This is a genomic window from Prodigiosinella confusarubida, from assembly GCF_002847015.1.
GTDB lineage: Bacteria > Pseudomonadota > Gammaproteobacteria > Enterobacterales > Enterobacteriaceae > Prodigiosinella > Prodigiosinella aquatilis.
Genome location: NZ_CP025085.1, coordinates 2,649,299 through 2,673,695 on the forward strand (window position 1 = coordinate 2,649,299; position 24,397 = coordinate 2,673,695).

Consider the following 24,397-nt stretch of genomic DNA (forward strand, 5'->3'; position numbering starts at 1 on the left):
CGAAGGAGGCTGTTAATGTGTACCCAGGTTCACGATAGTGATCGTCACATGCTATGCCCACATTGTGATCTGTTAGTTGATCTCCCGCTGGTACACGACGGTCAGCGTGCGGTGTGTCCCCGCTGCAAAACGGTATTAATCAGTCGTTGTTCCGAGCCGCGCCGGCGTCCTGCCAGCTATGCTTTCAGTGCGGTGATGATGTTGGTGTTGTCTACCTTGTTTCCCTTTGTCTCAATGCAGATAGCGGGTATTACCAACGAAATTACCTTGTTGGAAATTCCCCAAGTGATGGTGGATGACGATTATGCCAGTGTCGCAACCTTGTTTATGTGTTTTGTGCAACTGGTTCCGGCATTTTGCATGGTGGCCATTGTCCTACTGTGCATACGTGCGCCTTTGCCTTATGACCTGAAGCGAAACATAACCAAAATTCTGTTTCGATTGAAAAGCTGGGGAATGGCAGAAATTTTTCTGGCCGGCGTACTGGTCAGTTTTGTCAAGCTGATGGCGTATGGCGATATCGGTATTGGTGCCAGTTTTATTCCTTACGTCTTATTTTGTCTGCTGCAATTACTGGCGTTTCAGAATCTGGATCGCCGCTGGTTGTGGGATGATGTAGCGGCTCCACCGAGTCTGCCTGTTGACTTGCAGGTTGGTCGTAGTGGATTGCTGCAAGGGGTCCGCTCGTGTTCTTGCTGCACGGCGATTCTGCCAGCCGATCAACAAATTTGTCCACGTTGTCACACGCATGGACATGCTCGGCGTAGACATAGCCTGCAATGGACGCTAGCGTTGCTGATCACGTCGGCGCTGCTTTATATTCCGGCTAATATCATGCCGATTATGGTAACGGAATCGTTGGGTAATCGCACAACATCCACCATTATGTCGGGAGTTGCCCTGCTGTGGGATATGGGATCGTATCCCGTGGCATTGGTGATTTTTGTTGCCAGTATCATGGTGCCAACGCTGAAGATGCTGGCGATGTGCTGGCTGTGTTGGAATGCTCAAGAGAACGGCCATCATGATAGTGAGCGAGTGCATCTGGTGTATGAAATTGTTGAATTTGTTGGCCGTTGGTCAATGATTGATATTTTTGTTATTGCAGTGTTATCGACAATGGTCCGTATCGGCAGGTTGATGAATGTTTACCCGGAGATCGGGGCCGTACTTTTCGCCTTGGTGGTGATCCTGACAATGATTGCCGCAATGACGTTTGATCCCCGTCTGTTATGGGACCGACATAACTATGAGTTAGAGGAGCTTCCCGTTGACGAAAAGTAATCACAGCGTAGCGGAGATTGAAACGATTAAACGCTGGTCGCCAGTCTGGATTGTCCCAATCGTCACGGTGTTAATTGGTGCCTGGATTCTGTTTTATCATTTCAGCCATCAGGGGCCGGAAATTACGCTTATCACCAGTAATGCAGAGGGTATTGAAGCGGGTAAAACAACGATTAAAAGCCTCAATGTCAATGTGGGGATAGTGGAAAGTGTTGTATTGAGTAAAGACCTGCACCAGGTGGAAATCAAGGCGCGTTTGAATCATGGAATGAGCAAGTTACTGAGCCGCGATTCTGTTTTTTGGGTAGTCAAACCCCAGATAGGTCGGGAAGGTGTTTCGGGATTAGGGACGTTGTTGTCTGGGGCATTCATACAGTTACAACCGGGATCCAGTGAAGATGAAAGCAAGTCATTCAAGCTGTTGGATACGCCGCCATTGGCGCCACCGAATTCAAAAGGGATTCGTATCATCCTCAATAGCGAACAGTCTGGGCAACTGAACCCAGGTGATCCGGTGTTATTCCGTGGTTATCGTGTGGGATCGGTAGAAGCCAGCCAGTTCGATCCCAAGGCTAGAATGATGCACTATCAGCTGTTTATCTCCGCCCCATACAATAGCCTGGTGACAAGCAATGTTCGTTTTTGGAAAGACAGTGGCGTGTCATTGAATCTTTCCGCGCAAGGGATGCGCGTGGAGATGGGTTCCCTGAGCACACTGATCAGCGGCGGTGTCAGTTTTGATGTGCCTGCTGGCTGGGAGCCAGGGAAGGTCGCTCGTGATCGTGCTGAATATAAATTATTTGATAATCAGAACAGCATTCAGGATTCTCTTTATACCGAATACAAAGAATATCTGATGTTTTTTGATGAATCAATTCGCGGGTTACAACCGGGGGCACCGGTGGAATTCCGGGGCATACGGCTGGGCACAGTGACACAGGTACCGTACTTTCCGAAAGAGATGCTGCAACGTATTGATAGTGACTACCGTATTCCGGTGTTGATTCGTATTGAGCAGGATCGTCTGGATAAAAATATCCGGGAGAGATTGAACCTGAACCAGGAACTGCACAACGCCTGGTCAAAGGGATTGAGGGCCTCGTTAAAAACGGCGAATATCCTGACCGGTGCATTGTATATCGATATGGATTTCTATCCAAAACAGAAAGGTCAGCGTAGTAAGCCATCGACAGTGGATGGCTACCCGGTTTTCCCTACGGTTAATAGCGGCTTATCGGAGATACAGCAGAAACTGATATCAATATTAGATAAGGTTAATAATCTGCCATTGACCCCGATGGTAGAACAGGCAACCAAAACATTAGCAGAGGGTCAGTCAACCCTGCGAGAAATGCAAAAAACACTGGTAACTCTGAATCGGATTACTGGTAGTGAAGCCATGCAGGGTTTACCACAGGATATGCAACACACGCTTCGTGAGTTGAATCGAAGTCTGCAGGGCTTTCAGCAGGGCTCTCCGGCTTACAATAAAATGGTGGCAAATATGCAGCATTTTGATCAGGTGATACGGGAGTTGCAGCCACTATTACGCACTTTGAATGAAAAGAGTAATGCTCTGGTGTTTGACGCCCCGGGTGCCAAGGATCCTCAACCGAAGAAGGCTAAACCATGATGAAAGGATGGTCACTGGCGCTGATACTATTGCTGAGTGCTTGTAGCAGCGCCCCACAGAAAGTGTATTACCAGATTCCGGTTGACGTGAAGGATTCAGCGGTCTCTATTACTCCGGCATCTGGTCATTATTTAGAAATCAGGACTGTCAATCTGGCTGATTACCTGTCCAATTCGGGGATTGTGTTTCAGACATCAGATGTGCGTTATACCATTGCCAGCAATAACTTGTGGGCCAGTCCACTCGATCAGCAATTGCGGCAGGCGCTGATGGTTACTTTACATGACGGACTGCCGGGATGGCGAATCACCTCCCAGGACATAGGAGGCAACCCGGCAATGCTTGATGTAAACGTCACTGCGTTTCAAGGGCGTTACGATGGTAAGGCGGTGATTAACGGAGAATGGATTCTCCGCTATCAGGATAAAGTGGTCACTCATCCGTTTCATATAGAGATACCACAAACGGCAGATGGATACGACGCTCTGGTCAAAGCCTTGTCCCAGGGCTGGCTACAGGTTGGTCACTCTATTGTTCAGCAGATGGCTTCATTCCCCTAAAGCATATCCAATACCTTTGAACGTTATTTTTAATCTAAAAAAAATACGTTCAGAGGTTTTGTTTTGACCTCAATTCGTTAGCCATGATTTATGGCTGCCGCTAGTCGAAAACTTTCAATATAGTTCACAAATATGACATTGGCGTGAATTTTGCGCCTTGATCTTCCATGAAATACTCGCTATTCATAACGTGTGATTGACTGAAAAGTAATCACTGTTTTCTTTCCACCAGATATGAAAGTGAGGGAGATAAGGCATGAAGAGACAGAAACGAGATCGCCTGGAAAGGGCTCATTCACGAGGGTATCAAGCAGGTATTTCTGGTCGACCAAGGGAGTTATGCCCTTATCAATCGATCAATGCCCGGTCTCACTGGTTGGGAGGTTGGCGACAGGCCATGGAGGATAAGGTAGTGACTGCCTAGCACACCTTATCAATTGAAAAAGGAACAACCTCCGCCTGGGCGGAGGTTTTCGTTAGTGAACCAGCGTAAACGGTTCAGGCTGCGAAGGCAGACAACTCAAAAGCGGACGTCCACCGCCTCGGCTAATTGCGATAATATCAGTTCACTGTCTTTCCAGCCGAGACAAGGATCAGTAATCGATTGACCGTAAGTCAGTGTTTTCGGATTACGTGAGGGCTGATTACCTTCAACCAAAAAGCTTTCTATCATTACGCCGGTAATGGCCTGTGAGCCTTGGCGGATTTGTTGGCAGATATCCTGGGCAACATCCAACTGGCGGTGATATTGTTTCTGACAGTTTCCATGACTGAAATCGACAACCAGATATTCTGGCAGGGAATATTCGCATAAATCAGCACAGGTGATGGCGATGTCTTTGGCATGGTAGTTGGGGGTTTTGCCTCCACGCATGATGATGTGCCCAAAAGGGTTACCAGTAGTTTGATAGACGGTCATCTTTCCCTGTTTGTCCGGGGATAAAAACATATGTGATGCGCGGGCCGCACGGATAGCATCAATCGCGATGCGCGTGTTACCGTCAGTGCCGTTTTTGAACCCTACGGGACAGGACAGCGCCGACGCCATTTCACGATGGATCTGACTCTCGGTGGTGCGGGCTCCGATGGCACCCCAACTGATCAGGTCGGCAATGTACTGACCGGTGACAATGTCCAGAAATTCGGTCGCAGTAGGTAGGCCTAGCGTATTGATGTTCAGTAAAAGTTGACGGGCCAGCGCCAACCCTTCATTGACTCTAAAGGTGCCATTGAGATCCGGATCGGAAATTAATCCTTTCCAGCCCACAACGGTGCGCGGTTTTTCAAAGTAAGTGCGCATGACGATTTCCAGTCGGTCTTGGTAACGATCGCGTAGTTCAGCCAAGCGTTGGGCGTAATCAAGGGCACTTTCAGGATGATGAATAGAGCAGGGACCGATGACGACCAGTAATCGGCGATCCTGACCAGTAAGAATATTTTCTATTTTTAAGCGTGACATAGTTACTATTTTTGTCACCGCAGGCGTTACCGGTAGCTTGGTTATCAATGTATCAGGTGTAACCAGACTAGTGATGCGCGCACTACGCAGCTCATCTGTTTGTTGCATGTAGAATCTCTGAAATTTTTTAAAGGTCAGTCCATCCGGTTTGTTTCACTTGTTGCTTTCAAATCAATTAAACCGCGATTCCTGAATACTATACCATGTACTAGTACATGCGGCGACTCATACCTAAAATATCAATAATCTTGGCGGAAATTTCTTCCACCGAATAATTGGTGGTATTGATGTATTTGATCTGATGCTGGCGGAATAATGCCTCCACTTCACTCAGCTCTATCCGGCATTGCCGTAAAGAGGCATAACGGCTGTTACCTCGCCGCTCTTCGCGAATAGCGGACAGTCTCTCGGCATCAATAGTCAGGCCAAACAGCTTTTGCTGATAGGGTTTTAAGGCCTCCGGCAGGCGTAGGTTGTCCATATCGTCATCAATGAATGGATAATTGGCGGCACGGATTCCAAACTGCATAGCCAAATAAAGGCTGGTAGGCGTTTTGCCGCAGCGCGAAACACCCAACAAAATGACTTGGGCCTGATCAAGATTACGTAAAGAGATGCCATCGTCATGGGCCAACGTATAGTCAATTGCCGCGATGCGGGCGTCATATTTATTTAGATTACTGGCTGTCAGGCCGTGAGTCCGATTGGCGATCGGCATTGGAGCGATATTCAGCTCCTGTTGCAGTGGTGCCACCAGAGCCTGAACAATGTCCTGACAAAACCCTTCACTGTTGACAATAATGTCCCGTACTGTGGGAGTCACTATGGAGTAGAATACCAGCGGACGGATACCGCTTTGATGATAGATGGCATTAATCTGTTCACAGACTGCGCTGGCACGTGTTTCGCTTTCAACAAAAGGCAAGGTATAGCTAACCGCGTTGATCGGAAATTGTGAGAGCACGGCATGACCAATTGCTTCGGCAGTGATTGCCGTGCCATCTGATATATAAAACACACTTCTTTCCACAATCGCTCCTTACGCTTTTGTCTGGATACTAAAAAATCTTCTGTGCTGTAAATTGAGTTTTCCGTCATGATTTTATTGAAACGGCATTTTATTATGTTCATGATTAGAATGCTATTCTTTTACAATATTCAGGTTTTCTCCTAATTAAGCAAAGAAAACCTGCCAGTGTAGTTTTTTTTCATAGGTTGATCGATTCACCTTTCCCGCATTTTTAAAACGCTATGCTACCCTAAAAGCGCTGATATCGATTCTCAGCGAACTCTTCCATACCCCAATTGTATGCAGAAAGGATTATTTTCGATGTCCAATAACGGCCCTGATATGCGTAATGTCCTCTGGTATAACCAACTTGGTATGCACGATGTTGAGCGGGTGGGAGGCAAAAATGCTTCTCTGGGTGAAATGATTACCAACCTGTCTGAACTGGGCGTTGCTGTCCCCAATGGTTTCGCGACTACCGCCCAGGCGTTTAATGATTTTCTTAATCAAAGTGGGATTAACCAGCGTATTTATGAATTGCTGGATGGCACAGATGTGGATGACATTAGCCAACTGGCGAAAGCCGGGGCACAAATTCGTCAGTGGATTATTGATACGCCATTTCAGTCCGAGTTGGAACTGGCTATCTGTGAGGCTTATCAGCAACTGTCTGAGGGAGAAAACGACGCGTCCTTCGCCGTGCGCTCTTCAGCAACCGCAGAAGATATGCCAGATGCCTCTTTTGCCGGTCAGCAGGAAACTTTCCTTAATGTGCAAGGAATTGATGCCGTCATGACGGCGGTGAAACATGTATTCGCTTCCTTGTTTAACGATCGTGCCATTTCTTACCGTGTACACCAGGGATATGACCATCGTGGTGTGGCATTATCTGCGGGTGTTCAACGTATGGTCCGCTCTGATCTGGCGGCATCCGGCGTGATGTTCACCATTGATACGGAATCCGGTTTTGACCAGGTCGTATTCATTACCGCTGCCTGGGGTCTGGGGGAGATGGTGGTGCAGGGAGCGGTTAATCCTGATGAATTTTACGTTCATAAACCCACTTTGCTGAAGGGTAAACCCGCTATTGTTCGTCGCACGATGGGCTCGAAAAAAATCCGTATGGTTTACGCTTCCAGCCAGGAACATGGTAAACAAGTCCGTATTGAAGATGTGCCAGAACAGCTCTCAGGACGTTTCTGCCTGAGTGATGAAGAGGTTCAGTCACTGGCGCACCAGGCATTGCTGATTGAGAAACACTATGGACGCCCGATGGATATCGAATGGGCGAAAGATGGTCATAGCGGCAAGCTGTATATCGTTCAGGCTCGTCCGGAGACCGTGCGTTCAAACGGGCAGGTGATGGAGCGTTACAATATGCCAGAAGGTGGTGACATTCTGGTAGAAGGCCGAGCGATTGGTCACCGTATTGGTGCCGGCGAGGTCAAGATTGTCCACGATATCAGTGAAATGCACCGTATCAATGCCGGTGATGTCCTGGTGACGGATATGACCGACCCGGATTGGGAGCCGATCATGAAGAAAGCGGCTGCCATTGTCACCAATCGTGGTGGGCGTACCTGCCATGCGGCGATCATTGCTCGCGAGTTGGGCATTCCGGCCGTGGTGGGATGTGGCGACGCCACCGAACGTTTGCATAATGGACAAAAAGTCACGGTGTCTTGTGCGGAAGGTGATACTGGCTATGTTTACAAGGATGTACTGGATTTCACGGTGAAAAGTTCTCAAGTGGATGAAATGCCCACGTTGCCCTTGAAAATCATGATGAACGTGGGTAACCCGGATCGGGCTTTTGACTTTGCCTGCCTGCCGAATGAAGGTGTAGGTCTGGCTCGTCTGGAATTTATCATCAATCGCATGATCGGTGTTCATCCTCGCGCGTTACTGGAATTTGACCAGCAGACACCTGAATTACAACGTGAAATCAAAGCGTTGATGCAGGGTTATAATGATCCTGTTGAGTTCTATGTCGAACGTTTGAAAGAGGGCATCGCTACGTTGGCGGCGGCTTTCTGGCCAAAACGTGTCATCGTGCGTCTATCCGACTTTAAATCTAATGAATATGCCAATCTGCTTGGTGGCGAGCGTTATGAGCCGGAAGAAGAAAACCCAATGCTGGGTTTCCGTGGTGCCGGGCGCTATGTGTCACCCGATTTCAAAGCGTGCTTTGCGCTGGAATGCGAAGCCGTCAAGCGGGTACGCAATCTGATGGGGTTAACCAACGTTGAAGTGATGATCCCGTTTGTCCGGACTGTCGCTCAGGCTAAGGCTGTGGTTGAGGGCTTGGCGCATCAGGGTCTGCGCCGTGGTGAGGATGGGTTGAAGATTATCATGATGTGTGAGATCCCCTCCAATGCACTGTTGGCGGAGGAGTTCTTGCAGTATTTTGATGGGTTCTCTATTGGTTCCAATGATATGACCCAGCTCGCTCTTGGCTTGGATCGTGATTCTGGCGTGGTGTCCGAGTTATTTGATGAACGTAATGACGCAGTAAAAGCCTTGTTGTCGATGGCCATCAAAGCGGCAAAAAAACAGGGTAAATACGTAGGGATCTGTGGTCAGGGACCTTCTGATCATGAAGATTTTGCTGCCTGGTTAATGGAACAAGGTATCGACAGTTTGTCTCTGAACCCGGATACTGTGGTGCAAACCTGGTTAAACCTGGCTGAAACGCTCTAGTCCAGTTCACGTATAAAAACTAAAACCGCTCGTCAGCTATACGGCTACGGGCGGTTTTTTTATAGGTTAGCTGAAGTTTCGCTTTTTAACGGCTGACATGGCTCACAGACCATCGTCTTATGGATAAAAAAAAGCCCATCTCAGGGGATGGGCAAAGACTACACACAGCAATTCGTTACTGACTTTGACCAGGAGAAACCTTATTTGCAAACATTACGTTAACAATAGCGCCGGTATCCATAGTATGAATTTCAATCTGTAGAGTCATTAAGAATCATCCCAATGGTTAATGTTTTTTTAAGAATTATTTTAGTAACTGCAAAGTATGTTCAAAATATTTAGCATAAAACAAAATAAACAGATCTAAAAAAAGAATAACCATTGGGAATAATCTTATATTGATTAGATTAATTTATCATTTGTGAGATTATCGGGGGAGTAACCCCCGAAATGTAAAATGAGGCGTATTTAATTCCTTGTGCACAAAATGTTGCTATTTTTTGCCTGTATTTTTAACGCTAGTTAAGCTCGGTGGTTCAGGAGCTTCCTGCATCCATGCGGACAGGAGACGATAAGACACTGCCAATACTACCGGGCCGATGAATATGCCTATCATGCCAAAAGCCAGCAAACCACCGATAACGCCCGATAAGATCAGTAACATTGGTAAATCAGCCCCCATGCGAATCAATAGAGGGCGGATGACATTATCCAGCGTACCAACGATACAGCTCCAGACCAACAGCACCGTGCCCCAGGTGGTATCACCACTCCAATACAGCCAGATAATCGCCGGGATTAGTACCAATAGTGGCCCAAGTTGCGCAACACAGCACAGGAACATCAGAACAGTTAACAGTGTGGTATAGGGAATACCCGATAGTGAGAGTCCTATACCTCCAAGCAGAGACTGTACGATTGCGGTCACTACTACGCCGAGAGCAACGGCTCGAATGGCTTGCGCGGCAAGGATCACCGCAGTGTCGCCGCGCTGTTTACCCAGACGGATCGCAAAGCGTCGCACGCCCAACGCTACCTGATCGCCCTTGATGTAGAGCAAGACGCTGAATATGACCATTAGGGCGCAGTGCATCAGAAAACGGCCAATGTGCGCGGCTTGCTCTACTATCCAGGTGGCTGTTCTGCCGATGTAAGGCTGAACCTTTGCCATTAACGCGCTGCCACCACTGTGTACCAGCGTCTGCCAACTGCTGTAAAGTTTATCGCCAATCAGTGGGATGGATTCCAGCCATTGCAGTGATGGCGGTGTCATCTTCTGTTGACTGGATGCCCATTTGATCAATGCCGCGCTATTATCAATTATGCTACTCACCAGAATGGAGGTCGGGATGACAAACAGCAGAATCAACAACAGTGTCATCACGATAACGGCCAGGGGACGGTATCCCCACAATATATGTTGAAGGCGAATTAACAGTGGCCAGGTCGCAATTACCACCATGCTGGCCCAGGCAAACCCTAGAATGAACGGTTGCACCACCCAGAAACAGGCAATAATCATAATAGCGATGAACAGCAGGCTGAATAATATTCGGGTGATATCAAAGTGCTGAGGTTGAGGCTGAGACTGTTTCATCAATGAATGTTACCTCTGTAGGCCGGTACGATGCCTGATATTATCTCGTGCCGGCAAAACGATGAAAAATGAGAATAATTTATCATGCGTGATTTCCCGCAGTTTGGACAGGACGTTCACGTATTTACAAGTAGCGATGGCTAAACACTAGTATAAGTTTTTGCGCATACATTGGCGCATATCGCAGTGAAATATGATAAAACAAATTGAGTTCGGTCATGATGTAAACGCATCAGCCCGACAATGATTGTATTGGCAAACACCTCTCGCACGGACAGAGTCAAAAATAATGATCCCACAGATCACCCAAGCACCCGGACTTGTTCAACCGGTGCTTAACTTTTTGGAAGCATTGAAGCAAAACGGGTTTACGGGCGATATCGCCACTGACTATGCTGATCGCCTGACGATGGCGACAGATAACAGTATTTACCAGTTATTGCCGGACGCGGTGGTTTTTCCCCGTTCGACGGCAGATGTGGCGTTGTTAGCCCGGCTGGCTGGCGACCCACATTTCCTGGAATTAACGTTCACACCTCGTGGCGGCGGTACTGGCACCAATGGTCAGGCGCTGAATCAGGGGGTTGTGGTGGACATGTCCCGCTATATGAACCGAATTCTGGAAATCAATCCTGAGCAAGGTTGGGTACGCGTAGAAGCTGGGGTTATCAAAGATCAGCTAAATCAGTATCTCAAACCATTCGGTTATTTCTTTGCACCGGAACTCTCCACCAGCAATCGCGCTACGCTGGGCGGCATGATTAATACCGATGCCTCCGGACAGGGGTCGTTGGCCTACGGCAAAACGTCTGATCATGTTCTTGGGTTGCGGGCCATATTGCTTGGCGGCGACATGCTCGATACGCAGGCCATGCCGGTAGCGTTGGCCGAACAACTGGCGAGAGAAAATTCTCCGCTCGGTCGGATTTATCATACCGTATTGCATCGTTGTCGCGAGCAACGGCAATTTATCGTAGAAAAATTCCCCAAGCTCAATAGATTCCTGACGGGTTACGATTTGCGTCATGTTTTCAGCGATGACATGCAAACGTTTGACCTCACCCGTATTCTGACTGGGGCCGAAGGTACACTGGCGTTTATCACTGAGGCAAAACTGGATATCACCCGTCTACCCAGAATACGGCGGTTGGTGAATGTAAAATATGACTCTTTCGATTCCGCCTTGCGTAGTGCGCCCTTTATGGTAGAGGCACAGGCGTTGTCGGTGGAAACGGTCGATTCCAAAGTGTTGAATCTGGCACGGGAAGACATTGTGTGGCATTCGGTCAGTGAATTGATTGCCGATATCCCCGGTCAGGAGATGCTTGGCCTGAATATTGTGGAATTTGCTGGTGATGACGAAGCATTGATTGATACTCAGGTCAACGGGCTGTGCCAGCGTTTGGATACACTATTGCATCACCGTGAGGCGGGCATTATTGGTTATCAGGTCTGCCACGATCTCGTGGGTATTGAACGTATTTACGCGATGCGTAAAAAAGCCGTTGGTCTGCTGGGGAATAGCAAAGGGTTGGCAAAGCCAATTCCGTTTGCGGAAGATACCTGTGTTCCACCGCAGCATCTGGCGGATTATATTGCGGAATTCCGTGCTTTGCTGGACAGCCATAACCTGACTTATGGCATGTTTGGCCATGTTGATGCTGGCGTGTTACATGTTCGTCCCGCATTGGATATGTGCGATCCGCAGCAGGAGATCCTGATGAAGCAGCTTTCTGACCAGATTGTCGAACTGACGGCAAAATATGGCGGTTTGTTGTGGGGGGAACATGGCAAAGGATTCCGTGCCGAATACAGTCCGGCGTTCTTTGGCCCGGAATTGTATGATGAGTTGCGCCGAATAAAAGCCGCGTTTGATCCGGATAACCGGTTAAATCCCGGGAAAATCTGTGCGCCCCTGGGTGTTGACGCGCCGATGATGAAAGTGGATGCGGTTAAACGTGGGACTTATGACCGGCGTATTCCACTGGCGGTGCGTAGTGCGTTTCGTGGGGCCATGGAATGTAATGGCAATGGGCTTTGTTTCAATTTCGACGCCCGTAGCCCAATGTGTCCATCAATGAAAATTACCGGTAACCGTATTCACTCACCGAAAGGTCGGGCCTCGTTGGTACGGGAATGGTTGCGCCTGCTGACTGAGCAGGGCGTTGACCCTTTGACCCTGGAACAGCAGTTATCGCAGCAGCGGATGAGCCTGCGGAGCTTGATTCATAAAACCCGTAACACCTGGTATGCCCGTCAGGGAAATTATGATTTCTCCCATGAGGTAAAAGAGGCGATGTCGGGATGTCTGGCCTGTAAGGCCTGCTCGACCCAATGCCCGATCAAGATTGACGTTCCCAGTTTTCGGGCACGTTTTCTACAGCTTTACCATACTCGCTATCTGCGTCCGGCCAGAGATTATCTGGTTGCGGGGGTGGAAAGTTATGCGCCATTAATGGCCCGTAGTCCCAAGACATTTAATTTTTTCCTGAAACAGCCGTGGCTTAGTGCCTTAAGCCGTAAGTATATCGGAATGGTCGATTTACCACTGCTTTCGTCGCCCTCATTGCATCAGGTATTTGCCGGGCACCAGGCAATGGCAACCACGCTGGAACAACTAGAACAGATGTCGCCGCAGATGCGGGCCGACTATGTGCTGATTGTACAGGATCCCTTCACCAGTTATTACGATGCGCAGGTAGTGGCAGATTTTGTCCGTCTGGTGGAAAAACTGAATCTGAAGCCGGTCTTGCTGCCGTTTTCCCCGAACGGTAAAGCACAGCATATCAAAGGGTTCTTGCAGCGTTTTGCTAAAACAGTCACGAAAACCGCAGAGTTTCTTAATCGGGTTGCCCGCCTGGATTTGCCCATGGTTGGTGTCGATCCGGCGCTGGTTTTATGTTACCGGGATGAATATCGGGAAGTGTTAGGAGATAAACGTGGTGATTTTCAGGTGTTGCTGGTTCATGAATGGTTAACGGATGTTCTGGCTGATAAAGCGCCCCAGCCCTTGAACGGTGATCCTTGGTATCTGTTTGGTCACTGTACGGAAACAACGGCGTTGCCTGTTAGTTCACAGCAATGGTCGGCTATTTTCGCCCGCTTTGGCGCGACGTTGGAGAATATAAGTGTCGGGTGTTGTGGCATGGCGGGAACCTATGGTCATGAGAGCAAAAATCTGGTCAATTCTCAGGGAATTTATAGCTTGTCATGGCAACCGGCTTTGCAACGACTACCTCAGCAGCGTTGTCTTACCACAGGATACTCCTGTCGCAGTCAAGTGAAACGGATGGAGGGCAGCGGTTTGCGGCATCCTTTACAAGCATTGTTGGAGTTAGTGTGATGCTGTGGAAAAGAGATATCGATCTGGTGCAGTTTAACCAGCAAAGTATGGGTTGCATGTTGGGACACCTGGGGATCCGTCTGACACATATTACGGATGATACGCTGGAGGGCATTATGCCGGTGGATAACCGAACCCAACAGCCATTCGGTCTGTTGCATGGTGGAGCGTCAGTAACACTGGCAGAATCACTGGGATCGATAGCGGGTTATCTATGCACGGAAGGCGTTCAACAGGTGGTGGGCGTTGAGATCAACGCCAATCATCTGCGCGCGGTTAGTGAAGGAGAAGTGCGCGGCGTTTGCCGTGCGTTGCACGTGGGCAGAAGACATCAGGTCTGGCAGATAGATATCTTCGACCCAGTAGGTCGATTGTGTTGTTCGTCACGCCTCACCACGGCGGTGCTTACACCGGACGAATAAGCCCTCCACCTGGCCCATTACAGTTTAGGTAAACGCACGAAAATACCCGGGATGCCTACGGGATGGGCGCTCTCCAGGTAATTATTATCGTGTTTCTAGCATCATCGATCTCTTTAACCAATCGATGATGTATTTTTATCAATCCCCGCAAGTGATGGCAGTTATTGCCATATTTATGACTTGATTTCACCATTCTCATACCAGTCAGATGATAATGTTTGGGCTGATCAATACTGCTGTTAGATCGATTTAACAGTAATTCAGCCATATCGAACTCCAACGTGGTATTACGGCGTTTTCGTCCATGTTTATCAATACGCTGCCAGAGGTTAAAACTGATCGTTCGAGTGATCTCTTCCGAGTCTGTTTTCTATATTCCTCCTCTTATCATGTTTCACGGACATAATATTATCGGTGGTCGGTATTATTTTCCCTGTTTATAAAATAGATATTGCCTATGAATACTGTGATTTTTACATGGAAATTCGAACTATTAAAGTGAGTCATATTCGTGATTTTTCTAATTTTTTATTAGTAATCAATGAATTATTTATCATGGCGCCAGAAGTCAATGGCTTGTCATGTTGGCAGAAGACTTTCCCATAATCGGGATAACACTGTAGCTGGATCAAAGCCCCAAAGATCACGTGGTTGAAGCAATAATCATTATCACCAATGATTAGGGTAGTACGGCGTGAAATGGGAAACAGAGATGAATGAGGTAATCCCAATGCAAGCGGACGATAAAGTAGAAATGTTTTCACTGGCGGAGAATACCTGGCAAGGATTGACCCTGACGGAAAGTGCGGCGTCCCATATTCTGAAACTGATGCGGCAGGGACATGAGGTACAGGGTATACGACTTGGCGTTAAGCCATCGGGATGTGCCGGTTTTGGTTATGTTCTGGATCTGATTAATCAACCCAACGCAGGCGACCTGGTGTATGAGCGTGATGGTGCGCGGTTGTATGTTCCGTTGGACGCGATGCCTTTTATCGACGGTACTGAAGTGGATTTTGTCCATGAAGGTCTGAATCAGGTATTTAAATTCACCAATCCAAAAGCTCAACATGCCTGCGGGTGTGGAGAAAGTTTTGGCCTCTAAGCGGTGATGCGATCATGGCACGTAGTAACGTAGAAGTATCCGATGATGTCCAGACAAGGATCGAGGACGGACGCTACAAAGAAGGTTTTTTCACCGAACTGGCCACGGATGAACTGGCTCACGGTATTAACGAACATGTGGTACGGGCTATTTCTGCCAAGCGTAATGAACCTGAATGGATGTTGGCGTTTCGGCTTAATGCTTACCACGCCTGGCTGGAGATGGAAGAACCTCACTGGTTGAAAGCGCACTACGATAAACTTGACTATCAGGATTATAGCTATTACTCGGCACCGTCCTGTGGCGATTGTGACGACAATTGCAGCGCTCAACCGGGCGCCATTCAGCACTCCGGGACTGACGAGACCAGCCTGCCGTCAGACCAGAAAAATTACCTCACTACCGAGGTGGAAAAGGCGTTCGAGCAACTGGGTATTCCGGTGCGGGAAGGCAAGGATGTCGCGGTAGACGCGATATTTGACTCGGTATCTGTTGCCACCACTTACCGGCATGAACTGGCGAAACAAGGCATTATTTTCTGCTCATTCAGTGAAGCAATTCAGGAACATCCGGATTTGGTACGTCAGTATCTGGGTAGCGTAGTACCGTCCAACGACAACTTTTTTGCCGCCCTGAATGCGGCGGTGGCTTCAGACGGAACCTTTGTGTATGTGCCGAAAGGTGTCCGTTGCCCAATGGAACTTTCTACCTATTTTCGCATTAACGCCGCAAAAACCGGCCAGTTTGAGCGGACGATTTTGATCGCTGATGATGACAGTTATGTCAGCTATATCGAAGGATGTTCCGCACCGGTTCGTGATAGTTATCAACTGCATGCGGCGGTAGTGGAAGTGATTGTCAATAAAAATGCCGAAGTGAAATATTCCACGGTACAGAACTGGTTTGCTGGTAAGGACAGTAAGGGCGGGATCCTTAACTTCGTGACCAAGCGAGCACTGTGTGGTGGAGAAAATTCAAAGATGTCCTGGACGCAGTCAGAAACCGGGTCGGCGATCACCTGGAAATATCCAAGTGTGATTCTGCGTGGTGATAATTCGGTTGGTGAGTTTTTCTCCGTGGCATTAACCAGTGGTCATCAACAGGCGGACACTGGGACCAAAATGATCCATATCGGTAAAAACACCCATTCGACCATTATCTCAAAAGGAATTTCGGCCGGGCATAGCCAGAATACCTATCGTGGCTTGGTGAAAATTATGCCAAGTGCGACCAATGCCCGCAATTTTACCCAGTGTGACTCGATGCTGATAGGTAGTGATTGTGGTGCACACACCTTTCCGTATGTGGAAGTGAGAAACAATACGGCCCAACTGGAACACGAAGCAACGACATCCAGAATTGGTGAAGATCAACTGTTCTATTGCCTGCAACGTGGCATCAATGAAGATGATGCTATCTCCATGATTGTAAATGGCTTCTGTAAAGATGTGTTTTCTGCGTTGCCGCTGGAGTTTGCAGTGGAAGCACAGAAACTCCTGGCGATCAGCCTTGAACATAGCGTGGGCTAATGCATTAGTGGCTCCGTCACGGCAACGGAAATGGCACTCCGGTGCACATAATGATGAGCGTCAGCAATCAAAAGACGCCAGAAGGATAAATATGTTAAGTATCAAAAATTTGAGAGTCAGTGTCGAAGAGAAAGAAATCATCAGAGGGCTGAGTCTGCATGTTAAACCAGGAGAGGTCCATGCCATCATGGGACCAAATGGTTCAGGGAAAAGCACCTTGTCTGCAACGTTGGCTGGACGAGAAGATTATGAAGTGACTGCTGGTTCACTGTATTTCAAAGGCAAGGATCTGTTGACATTGGCACCGGAAGATCGCGCCGGAGAAGGCATTTTCATGGCTTTCCAATACCCGGTGGAAATTCCTGGCGTTAGTAATCAGTTTTTCCTGCAAACCGCAGTCAACGCCGTGCGCAAATATCGTCAGCAGGAACCGCTGGACCGTTTTGATTTTGCTGATTTCATTGAAGATAAAATCCAGCTGTTGAAGATGCCAGCAGACCTGCTGACACGTTCAGTAAACGTGGGGTTTTCCGGCGGTGAGAAGAAACGGAATGATATTTTGCAAATGGCGGCACTGGAGCCGGATTTATGTATTCTGGATGAAACAGATTCCGGTCTGGATATTGATGCGTTGAAGATTGTCGCTAATGGTGTGAATACACTACGTAATACTCAGCGTTCATTCATTATTGTTACCCACTATCAACGCATTCTGGATTACGTCAAACCTGATTATGTGCATGTGTTGTCTCAGGGAAATATTGTTAAATCCGGCGATTTCTCATTGGTTAAACAGTTGGAGGAACAAGGCTATGGCTGGCTTACCGACCAACAGTAGTAGCAAACAGCAGCACGTTGTGCAGCAGTGGCAGCAATTATTCAACACGGCTGCGCCGCGATCTCCCGAGGCCGAACAACACTGGCAACAGGTACTGCGGTTAGGGCTGCCACATCGTAAGCTCGAACACTGGAAATACACACCGTTAGATAGCTTATTGTCTCACGTATTTACTGTGCCGACGGCGCGCTTCATCAATCCAGAGTTGCGAAACATGCTGGCTCTGCCTGTCGACAGTTGGCGTCTGGTATTTGTTGACGGGGTGTTTAATGCGATGTTGAGTGACGTGGCGTGGGGGCCTTACCAGATAGATGTAAAGCCAGCTGGATCGCCCTTGTCATTATCTGTCGCTATTCAGCCAGAGGTCTTCCTGCATCTGACAGAAAGCCTGGCAATGTCAACTACGCTTATCCATCTGCCTGCTGGCGTGCAGGCAGATAAACCGCTCTATCTGTTACACATCAACAGCAGCGGTTCTACCCCGGCTTTGAATACGGTTCATTATCGACATCACCTGAGTGTCGGCCAGGGAGCCAGTGCACAGATTATCGAACATTATGTCAGTCTGGATGAAGGGGCGCATTTCTGTGGTGCGCGTTTAACTATTGATGCAGGAGAAAACAGTCAGGTAACGCATTACAAGCTGGGATTTGAGTCGCCAGCCAGTTATCACTTTTCTCATAACGATCTGTTACTAGCACGTGCGGCGCAGGTGAGCAGCCATGGTTTTCTATTAGGTGCCGGGCTGACGCGTCATCACACCAGCGCCCAGATTAACGGTGAAGGCGTTAATCTGGTGATGAATAGTCTGGTCTTGCCGGGTGGTAATGAAGTCTGTGACACTCGCACCTATCTTGAACATAACAAAGGCCATGGCGAAAGCCGCCAGTTACACAAAACCATCGTGCGTGATCGTGCCCGTGCCGTATTCAATGGCACGATTAAAGTGGCGCCTCAGGCGCTGAAAACCGATGGAAAAATGACTAACAATAATTTGTTGCTGGGTCGTCTGGCCGAAGTTGATACCAAGCCACAATTGGAAATCTATGCTGATGATGTGAAATGCAGTCATGGGGCTACGGTGGGGAGAATCGACGAGGAACAGCTATTTTATCTGCGTTCACGTGGTATTAGCGAGCGAGACGCACAACAGATGATTATTTTCGCTTTTGCTGCGGAATTGACGGAAGCGATTACGGATGAAGTATTGCGTGATGTGGTAGTCAGTCGCATTGCGCTTCGGTTGGAAAATACAATGGGAGGTGCTGCATGAGTTACCCCATTGAGCGAGTGAAAGCTGATTTCCCTGCGCTACAGCAGGAAATCAATGGTCAGCCTCTGGTCTATCTGGATAGTGCCGCCAGTGCTCAGAAACCGTTGGCCGTTATCGAACGGGAACGGGATTTTTATCTGCATGAGTATGCGGCAGTACATCGCGGCATACATACGTTAAGCGCGCATGCTACCAGCGCGATGGAAGGTGTCAGAGCACAGGTGGCTGCGTTTATTAACGCAGAGTCCGCCGAGGAGATTGTATTCGTCCGCGGCACGACTGAAGCGATTAATCTGGTGGCAAATAGTTATGGCCGTACCTTTTTCCAACCCGGTGATAACCTGATCGTGACCGAGATGGAGCACCATGCCAACATTGTACCTTGGCAAATGCTGGCAGCGTCTCACCAACTGGAGATTCGTGTCTTGCCGCTAACCGTCGAGGGTACGCTCAATATGGCGAAATTGCCTCTGTTATTGGATGAACGCACACGCCTGGTAGCGGTGACACAGGTCTCCAATGTGCTGGGGACGGTAAATCCGGTCAGTGAGATTATCCGGCAGGCCAAAGCAGCGGGTGCGAAAGTGCTCGTCGATGGGGCTCAGGCGGTGATGCATCAAGCGGTAGATGTTCAGGCGATGGATTGTGATTTTTACGCTTTCTCTGGTCATAAAATTTATGGACCAACGGGGATCGGCGTGTTGTATGCCAAAAAACAACTGTTGCAAGACATGCCACCATGGGAAGGCGGCGGGGCGATGATCAGGCAGGTCAGCCTATATTATGGTACCACCTATGTTGATGCGCCCTGGCGGTTTGAAGCTGGATCACCAAATACGGCGGGCATTATGGGGCTGGGTGCGGCGTTGCACTATGTCACGACCTTGGGGCGTGAAGCTGTCCACGTCTATGAAACCGAACTGATGCAGTATGCTTTGGAAGCGTTAGAGCAAGTAGCGGATTTTACGCTCTATGGCCCGCATCAGCGCCAGGGTGTGATAGCCTTTAATCTTGGGAAACACCATGCCTATGATGTAGGTAGCTTTCTGGATCAGTATGGAATAGCAATCCGTACCGGGCATCACTGTGCCATGCCATTAATGGAGCATTATGGTGTCCCCAGTATGTGCCGAGCCTCGCTGGCGCTCTATACTCAACGGGAAGACATTGACCGGCTGGTGGCTGGATTACAGCGTATTCACCGATTATTGAGCCGCTGAGCCGGTAAACGTCTGGAGATATTTATGACAATGCTGCCTGAACCACAAAAACTGATGCGCAACTTCCTGCGCTGTCATAACTGGGAAGAAAGGTATCTTTATATTATTGAGTTGGGGGTAGGTCTGAAACCGTTACCTGAGGCGTGGCGTCAGGATGAAAATGTCGTATCCGGTTGCCAAAGTCAGGTATGGATTGTAGTGCGACAGGATGAACAGGGGCGCATTATTCTTCATGGTGATAGTGATGCGGCTATTGTCAAAGGGCTTATCGCCGTGGTGTTCAGTCTCTATCAAGGGTTGAGCGCACAGGAGATCGTCGCGTTGGACGTTCGTCCATTTTTTCAGGAACTGGCGTTGAGTGAGCACCTTACGCCTTCTCGCTCTCAGGGGCTGGAAGCAATATTACGCGCTATACGAAGCCGGATTTTACCATTGATCTGAACACTTACTCTGGCCGAATGATCTTAATCACGTCAATGTAAAATATGAACATACGTGGGGATGAGGTTTCGGATGGTGCCATTCCTCGCGCTAAACTTTCGTATCTTGATCCTTTGGCGGATGGGGGTATCTAATATCAAGTTAACCTTAATTGCGTTAATTCATATTTCAGATTTCATCCCGTAGATCTTCTTCGGGACAGCTTTTATCCTTGAGTACGAGATTTTTTACAGTATTGAATTATAATATATTGATTCAAATAAACAAAACCTACCCTTGTTATATTAATTCCGAAAAAGTGAGCCATGAAAATAATCGCTTAGTGGGTTAACTACCATTTTTTATATCTATCTTTGAGCAGTGGAACAGGAAATTAAAAATGAAACACGCTTTTAAATTATTAACTCTATTCTTTGTGTCGTCCCTGGTGGGTATCTCAGTGGCGTGGGCGACAGAATATCCACTTCCACCACCAGGAAGCCGTTTGATTGGCGAAAATATTATTTATACCGTACCCAACGATGGCCGCCCTCTGGAAGCAATTGCTGCTGATTATAAGATTGGGTTGCTTGGGATGTTGGAGGCGAATCCGGGAACGGACCCTTATTTGCCGAAGGCGGGAACCACATTGATAATTCCGACACAGATGCTGCTGCCGGACGCGCCGCGTGAAGGTATCATTATCAATCTGGCTGAGTTGCGCTTGTACTATTATCCCAAGGGCAAGGATACGGTAATTGTTTATCCTATCGGCATTGGTCAGTTAGGGCGCAGTACCCCAGTTATGGTCACCCGGATCAGAGAAAAACATGAGAATCCTACCTGGACACCAACGCCGAACATTCGTAAGCGCTATAAAGAAGATGGCATCATTTTACCGGCAGTAGTCCCAGCTGGTCCGGACAATCCGATGGGATTATTTGCCTTACGGTTGGCTAAAAGTGGCGGGGTTTATCTTATCCATGGAACCAATGCCAATTTTGGCATTGGTATGCGTGTCAGTTCTGGTTGTATCCGTTTACGTCCTGATGATATCAAGGCATTGTTTAATGCTGTACCAGTAGGAACTCAGGTGCGGGTTATCAACGAACCTATCAAGGTGGCGGTAGAACCGGATGGTAAGCGCTATATGGAGGTACATCAGCCACTGTCCAGATCGGATAAAGATGACCCACAAACCATGCCGATTGCTCTTAGCAAGGACGTGAAGACGTTTATTCGCAACAAGGATACCGATGCAGGCAGTGTCTCTGCCACGATTGCTCGTCGTTCTGGTATGCCCGTATTGGTTAATGTTGGACAGCAGATTCACGACTTTCAGTTACCGCAGACGACAGGCGCTGCTGCACCTATTTCTGCCATCAGTCCATCACGGTAAAATTAAGGTAAAAAAATGGCGCACAATGTGCGCCATTTTTTACTCAACCAATTCGATTACTTTTTGTAAGTACGAACTTGGTTGTCCAGACGCTGGTTAGCACGAGCTGCGTCATCTTTAGCAGCCTGTACGTCAGAGCGGATTGCATTCACATCAGTAGCCAGTTGATCAACTTTGCTGTTCAGAGTCTGAACATCAGTAGACAGTTGATCGATTTTAGCATTGGTAGAGCAACCAGCCAGCAGAGTAGAACCCAGAATTACCGCGCCCAGTACCAGTTTAGTACGATTCATTATTAATACCCTCTAAATTGAGTTAATCTCCATGTAGCGTTATAAGTATTACACAAACTTTTTTCTAATGAGAATAAATTTTTGATTGGAAGATGCTTAATTTTGACTGTTCGCTCAAAGAATCAGCGAGTTTCACTGGCAGATTAAAAAAAGTAAATAAAACAGCAAGGTTATATCAGATAACTCTGAAGTAGAGTCACTCCAATATATCAATTAAGTATAACTAAAATGGCAATGAGTTAGCTGGCTCGTGTAATTGGAAAATAAAAAAGCGTCCCGAAGGACGCTTTTTCGTATAGGTTTTCATTACCGGCTTATTTTACAGACGCTGCACAGATGCGGTATTGGTGGTGCCACTGGGGACCAATGCTCCAGAAACCATCACGACAACGTCGCCTGGTTGTGCAAAGCCGCTGCTCAGAGCCGCTTCTTTCCCAATGCGATAGAAATCATCAGTCGAGGCAATTTCTTTCACCAGCATAGTTTCGATGCCTTTGCTCAGCAATAATTGGCGGGCGGTGATTCCATTGGTTGTCAGCGCTAGAATGCGGGCGTTAGGAAAGTATTTACGCACGGATTTAGCTGATTTACCACCGTTGGTGGCAACGACGATCAATGGCGCTTCCAGTTTTTCGGCGGTTTCCACTGCACCACGACATACCGCTTCCGTAATGCGCAATTTGCCCTCGTTGTGCAATTTTTCCAGACGGGGCTTCATCACTCTATCGGTACGTTCACAGATGGTTGCCATGATAGTCACTGATTCCAGAGGGTATTTACCCTTGGCGCTTTCTCCAGACAGCATCACGGCATCTGTACCATCAATAATCGCATTGGCAACATCGCCAGCTTCAGCACGGGTTGGGCGTGGATTCTTGATCATGGAATCCAACATTTGTGTTGCTGTGATAACCACTTTACGGGTTTCGTTACATTTTTCGATCATCATTTTTTGCGCGAAAATCACTTCTTCTACCGGGATTTCCACACCGAGATCACCACGTGCAACCATGATACCGTCGGACGCTTCCAGAATTTCATCAAAGTTGTTCAGGCCTTCCTGATTTTCGATTTTAGAAATGATCTGGATATGTTCCCCACCATGCTGTTTCAGGTGGGCTCGGATCTCTTCTACATCAGAACGTTTACGGATAAACGATGCGGCAACGAAATCAACGCCTTGTTCGCAGCCAAAAATCAGGTCGCGTTTGTCCTTTTCTGCCAATGCGGGTAACTGAATAGATACACCTGGCAGGTTGACGCCTTTGTTTTCCCCCAGATCACCATTGTTCAGTACTTTACAGATAACTTCATTACCCTTGATATCGAGCACTTCCATGCCGATAAGCCCGTCATCAACCAGTACGGTATTACCTGTTTTCAGGTCTTCGGTAAATCCGGCATAGGTCACGGCAACACGGTCTTTGTTGCCAATAACACTCTGCTCGGTGGTGAACGTGAAAATCTGGCCGGCAGTCAGAGAGACGTCGGCACCATTCTCCAGCTTCATGGTTCGGATTTCTGGACCTTTGGTATCCAGTAGAATGGCGGCTTTGTTACCTGTTTTTTCCGTGATGGCCCGTAGGTTCTTAATACGCTGGCCATGTTCAGCATAATCACCATGCGAAAAATTGAGGCGCATTACATTCATGCCGGCATTGAGCAGCTTGCCCAGCATTTCCTCTGATTCGGTTTTGGGGCCAATGGTACAAACGATTTTGGTCTTTTTCATAATGGTTAGTTTCTACAAGTTGTGATGGATAAAAAATATGTGAGCCGGCGGCTGATAGTGCTAATCCACCGGGATAGATATGGTTGGCGGTGATTCTGAAAGCTAAGTATAGGTGGTGACAGCAATGAGAGAATAAACGAGTATGTGACAGGATATTGCCCGGTCATGTGAAGTGATTTTATTGATGATAGTGGCACGTTAATTAGCTGAAACCATTCAATGAAACGACGTTCCGTATTATAGTTGTTAGATGGGGAGAAACAAGCCAGATGAGGTGATGATAACGCATATTTTAGTGCGTTTACGCAAAAAAATGTGCGATTTGTCATTTTTACACAGACTTGTTGCGCAACTGCCTGAGAAAAACTTATTGTGGTGCAAACGAACCAATCGCCAGTTTGGCTAATTGTGTGAAACAGGTCAACTGGATAGATAAAAATGAGAACAAGATGTGAAATGCTTGTATTTGTGTCGATCTCTATCACGTTTCTGTGTGTTGGATATTGAGACTACGATGGCAAATGGTAGTTTATGTACATACAGGATTGTTACTGCACTCGGCAGGCAAGACCAGATGTTCG

19 protein-coding genes and 1 other RNA gene are annotated in these 24,397 nt (G+C 47.9%); 14 read left to right on the forward strand and 6 right to left on the reverse strand.

Annotation, left to right across the window (positions count from 1 at the left end; genetic code table 11):
• Positions 1-15 precede the first annotated feature (15 nt).
• From pqiA to rmf, 4 genes are all read left to right on the forward strand, one after another.
• Positions 16-1,284, forward strand: coding sequence for a membrane integrity-associated transporter subunit PqiA (gene pqiA / locus CWC46_RS12030; RefSeq protein WP_021016326.1), 1,269 nt, complete (start codon positions 16-18; stop codon positions 1,282-1,284).
• Positions 1,271-2,917 (forward strand): intermembrane transport protein PqiB, encoded by a 1,647-nt coding sequence (gene pqiB / locus CWC46_RS12035; protein WP_021016325.1) that lies wholly within the window; start codon positions 1,271-1,273, stop codon positions 2,915-2,917. Before pqiA ends, pqiB begins: the two co-directional genes overlap by 14 nt.
• The gene (gene pqiC, locus CWC46_RS12040) at positions 2,914-3,477 is read left to right on the forward strand and encodes a membrane integrity-associated transporter subunit PqiC (RefSeq protein ID WP_021016324.1); all 564 of its coding nucleotides are present in this window, start codon (positions 2,914-2,916) and stop codon (positions 3,475-3,477) included. Before pqiB ends, pqiC begins: the two co-directional genes overlap by 4 nt.
• Positions 3,478-3,733: 256 nt before the next feature.
• Positions 3,734-3,901 (forward strand): ribosome modulation factor, encoded by a 168-nt coding sequence (gene rmf / locus CWC46_RS12045; protein WP_021016323.1) that lies wholly within the window; start codon positions 3,734-3,736, stop codon positions 3,899-3,901.
• A 96-nt stretch (positions 3,902-3,997) separates the two neighbouring features.
• On the opposite strand, the gene CWC46_RS12050 is transcribed toward rmf, so the two are convergent.
• Both CWC46_RS12050 and ppsR read right to left on the reverse strand, forming a co-directional pair.
• Entirely contained in the window at positions 3,998-5,044 is a 1,047-nt protein-coding gene (locus CWC46_RS12050) for a 3-deoxy-7-phosphoheptulonate synthase (protein WP_021016322.1), read from the reverse strand.
• Positions 5,045-5,144: 100 nt separating this feature from the next.
• Positions 5,145-5,966, reverse strand: coding sequence for a posphoenolpyruvate synthetase regulatory kinase/phosphorylase PpsR (gene ppsR, locus CWC46_RS12055; protein WP_021016321.1), 822 nt, complete (start codon positions 5,964-5,966; stop codon positions 5,145-5,147).
• A 300-nt stretch (positions 5,967-6,266) separates the two neighbouring features.
• Between ppsR and ppsA the strand changes: the two genes are divergently transcribed.
• The gene (gene ppsA / locus CWC46_RS12060) at positions 6,267-8,645 is read left to right on the forward strand and encodes a phosphoenolpyruvate synthase (RefSeq protein ID WP_021016320.1); all 2,379 of its coding nucleotides are present in this window, start codon (positions 6,267-6,269) and stop codon (positions 8,643-8,645) included.
• A gap of 123 nt (positions 8,646-8,768) precedes the next feature.
• Here ppsA and rprA read toward each other — a convergent pair.
• Together rprA and ydiK are read right to left on the reverse strand one after the other, a co-directional pair.
• Positions 8,769-8,873: antisense sRNA RprA (gene rprA, locus CWC46_RS12065), an RNA gene on the reverse strand.
• A gap of 265 nt (positions 8,874-9,138) precedes the next feature.
• Entirely contained in the window at positions 9,139-10,242 is a 1,104-nt protein-coding gene (ydiK, locus tag CWC46_RS12070) for an AI-2E family transporter YdiK (RefSeq protein WP_021016318.1), read from the reverse strand.
• 289 nt (positions 10,243-10,531) lie between these two features.
• On the opposite strand from ydiK, the gene ydiJ reads away from it, so the two are divergent.
• The 9 genes from ydiJ (at position 10,532) to CWC46_RS12115 (ending at position 21,791) form a co-directional block, all read left to right on the forward strand.
• A complete protein-coding gene (gene ydiJ / locus CWC46_RS12075) occupies positions 10,532-13,585 on the forward strand; it encodes a D-2-hydroxyglutarate dehydrogenase YdiJ (protein WP_021016317.1) in 3,054 nt (1,017 codons plus the stop codon).
• Positions 13,585-14,007 carry a hotdog fold thioesterase gene (locus tag CWC46_RS12080; RefSeq protein ID WP_021016316.1) on the forward strand — a complete coding sequence of 141 codons (423 nt, stop codon included), beginning with the start codon at positions 13,585-13,587 and terminating at the stop codon, positions 14,005-14,007. The genes ydiJ and CWC46_RS12080 overlap by 1 nt, the downstream gene beginning before the upstream one ends.
• A 730-nt stretch (positions 14,008-14,737) precedes the next feature.
• Positions 14,738-15,112: a Fe-S cluster assembly scaffold SufA gene (sufA, locus tag CWC46_RS12085; protein WP_021016314.1), complete on the forward strand. Its 375-nt coding sequence runs from the start codon at positions 14,738-14,740 to the stop codon at positions 15,110-15,112.
• Between the two features lie 14 nt (positions 15,113-15,126).
• Positions 15,127-16,641 (forward strand): Fe-S cluster assembly protein SufB, encoded by a 1,515-nt coding sequence (gene sufB / locus CWC46_RS12090; RefSeq protein WP_021016313.1) that lies wholly within the window; start codon positions 15,127-15,129, stop codon positions 16,639-16,641.
• A 91-nt stretch (positions 16,642-16,732) separates the two neighbouring features.
• Positions 16,733-17,479 (forward strand): Fe-S cluster assembly ATPase SufC, encoded by a 747-nt coding sequence (gene sufC, locus CWC46_RS12095; protein ID WP_021016312.1) that lies wholly within the window; start codon positions 16,733-16,735, stop codon positions 17,477-17,479.
• Positions 17,454-18,752 (forward strand): Fe-S cluster assembly protein SufD, encoded by a 1,299-nt coding sequence (gene sufD / locus CWC46_RS12100; protein WP_021016311.1) that lies wholly within the window; start codon positions 17,454-17,456, stop codon positions 18,750-18,752. The genes sufC and sufD overlap by 26 nt, the downstream gene beginning before the upstream one ends.
• Complete coding sequence (gene sufS, locus CWC46_RS12105) at positions 18,749-19,972, forward strand: cysteine desulfurase SufS (protein ID WP_021016310.1); 1,224 nt, start codon at positions 18,749-18,751, stop codon at positions 19,970-19,972. The genes sufD and sufS overlap by 4 nt, the downstream gene beginning before the upstream one ends.
• A 24-nt stretch (positions 19,973-19,996) precedes the next feature.
• The gene (sufE, locus tag CWC46_RS12110) at positions 19,997-20,413 is read left to right on the forward strand and encodes a cysteine desulfuration protein SufE (protein WP_021016309.1); all 417 of its coding nucleotides are present in this window, start codon (positions 19,997-19,999) and stop codon (positions 20,411-20,413) included.
• Positions 20,414-20,792: 379 nt separating this feature from the next.
• Positions 20,793-21,791, forward strand: a complete 999-nt coding sequence (locus CWC46_RS12115; RefSeq protein WP_021016307.1) for a L,D-transpeptidase family protein — start codon at positions 20,793-20,795, stop codon at positions 21,789-21,791.
• Positions 21,792-21,847: 56 nt separating this feature from the next.
• Here the strand turns inward: CWC46_RS12115 and CWC46_RS12120 are convergent, their stop codons facing one another.
• Positions 21,848-22,084: a major outer membrane lipoprotein gene (locus tag CWC46_RS12120; RefSeq protein WP_021016306.1), complete on the reverse strand. Its 237-nt coding sequence runs from the start codon at positions 22,082-22,084 to the stop codon at positions 21,848-21,850.
• A 319-nt stretch (positions 22,085-22,403) separates the two neighbouring features.
• The gene (pykF, locus tag CWC46_RS12125; RefSeq protein ID WP_021016305.1) at positions 22,404-23,816 is read right to left on the reverse strand and encodes a pyruvate kinase PykF; all 1,413 of its coding nucleotides are present in this window, start codon (positions 23,814-23,816) and stop codon (positions 22,404-22,406) included.
• Positions 23,817-24,397 lie beyond the last annotated feature (581 nt).

Coding starts and splice junctions, on each gene's coding strand:
- pqiA (WP_021016326.1), top strand. CDS start 16: ATGTGTACCCAGGTTCACGATAGTGATCGTCACATGCTATGCCCACAT.
- pqiC (WP_021016324.1), top strand. CDS start 2,914: ATGATGAAAGGATGGTCACTGGCGCTGATACTATTGCTGAGTGCTTGT.
- rmf (WP_021016323.1), top strand. CDS start 3,734: ATGAAGAGACAGAAACGAGATCGCCTGGAAAGGGCTCATTCACGAGGG.
- CWC46_RS12050 (WP_021016322.1), bottom strand. CDS start 5,044: ATGCAACAAACAGATGAGCTGCGTAGTGCGCGCATCACTAGTCTGGTT.
- ppsA (WP_021016320.1), top strand. CDS start 6,267: ATGTCCAATAACGGCCCTGATATGCGTAATGTCCTCTGGTATAACCAA.
- ydiK (WP_021016318.1), bottom strand. CDS start 10,242: ATGAAACAGTCTCAGCCTCAACCTCAGCACTTTGATATCACCCGAATA.
- ydiJ (WP_021016317.1), top strand. CDS start 10,532: ATGATCCCACAGATCACCCAAGCACCCGGACTTGTTCAACCGGTGCTT.
- CWC46_RS12080 (WP_021016316.1), top strand. CDS start 13,585: ATGCTGTGGAAAAGAGATATCGATCTGGTGCAGTTTAACCAGCAAAGT.
- sufA (WP_021016314.1), top strand. CDS start 14,738: ATGCAAGCGGACGATAAAGTAGAAATGTTTTCACTGGCGGAGAATACC.
- sufB (WP_021016313.1), top strand. CDS start 15,127: ATGGCACGTAGTAACGTAGAAGTATCCGATGATGTCCAGACAAGGATC.
- sufC (WP_021016312.1), top strand. CDS start 16,733: ATGTTAAGTATCAAAAATTTGAGAGTCAGTGTCGAAGAGAAAGAAATC.
- sufD (WP_021016311.1), top strand. CDS start 17,454: ATGGCTGGCTTACCGACCAACAGTAGTAGCAAACAGCAGCACGTTGTG.
- sufS (WP_021016310.1), top strand. CDS start 18,749: ATGAGTTACCCCATTGAGCGAGTGAAAGCTGATTTCCCTGCGCTACAG.
- sufE (WP_021016309.1), top strand. CDS start 19,997: ATGACAATGCTGCCTGAACCACAAAAACTGATGCGCAACTTCCTGCGC.
- CWC46_RS12115 (WP_021016307.1), top strand. CDS start 20,793: ATGAAACACGCTTTTAAATTATTAACTCTATTCTTTGTGTCGTCCCTG.
- CWC46_RS12120 (WP_021016306.1), bottom strand. CDS start 22,084: ATGAATCGTACTAAACTGGTACTGGGCGCGGTAATTCTGGGTTCTACT.
- pykF (WP_021016305.1), bottom strand. CDS start 23,816: ATGAAAAAGACCAAAATCGTTTGTACCATTGGCCCCAAAACCGAATCA.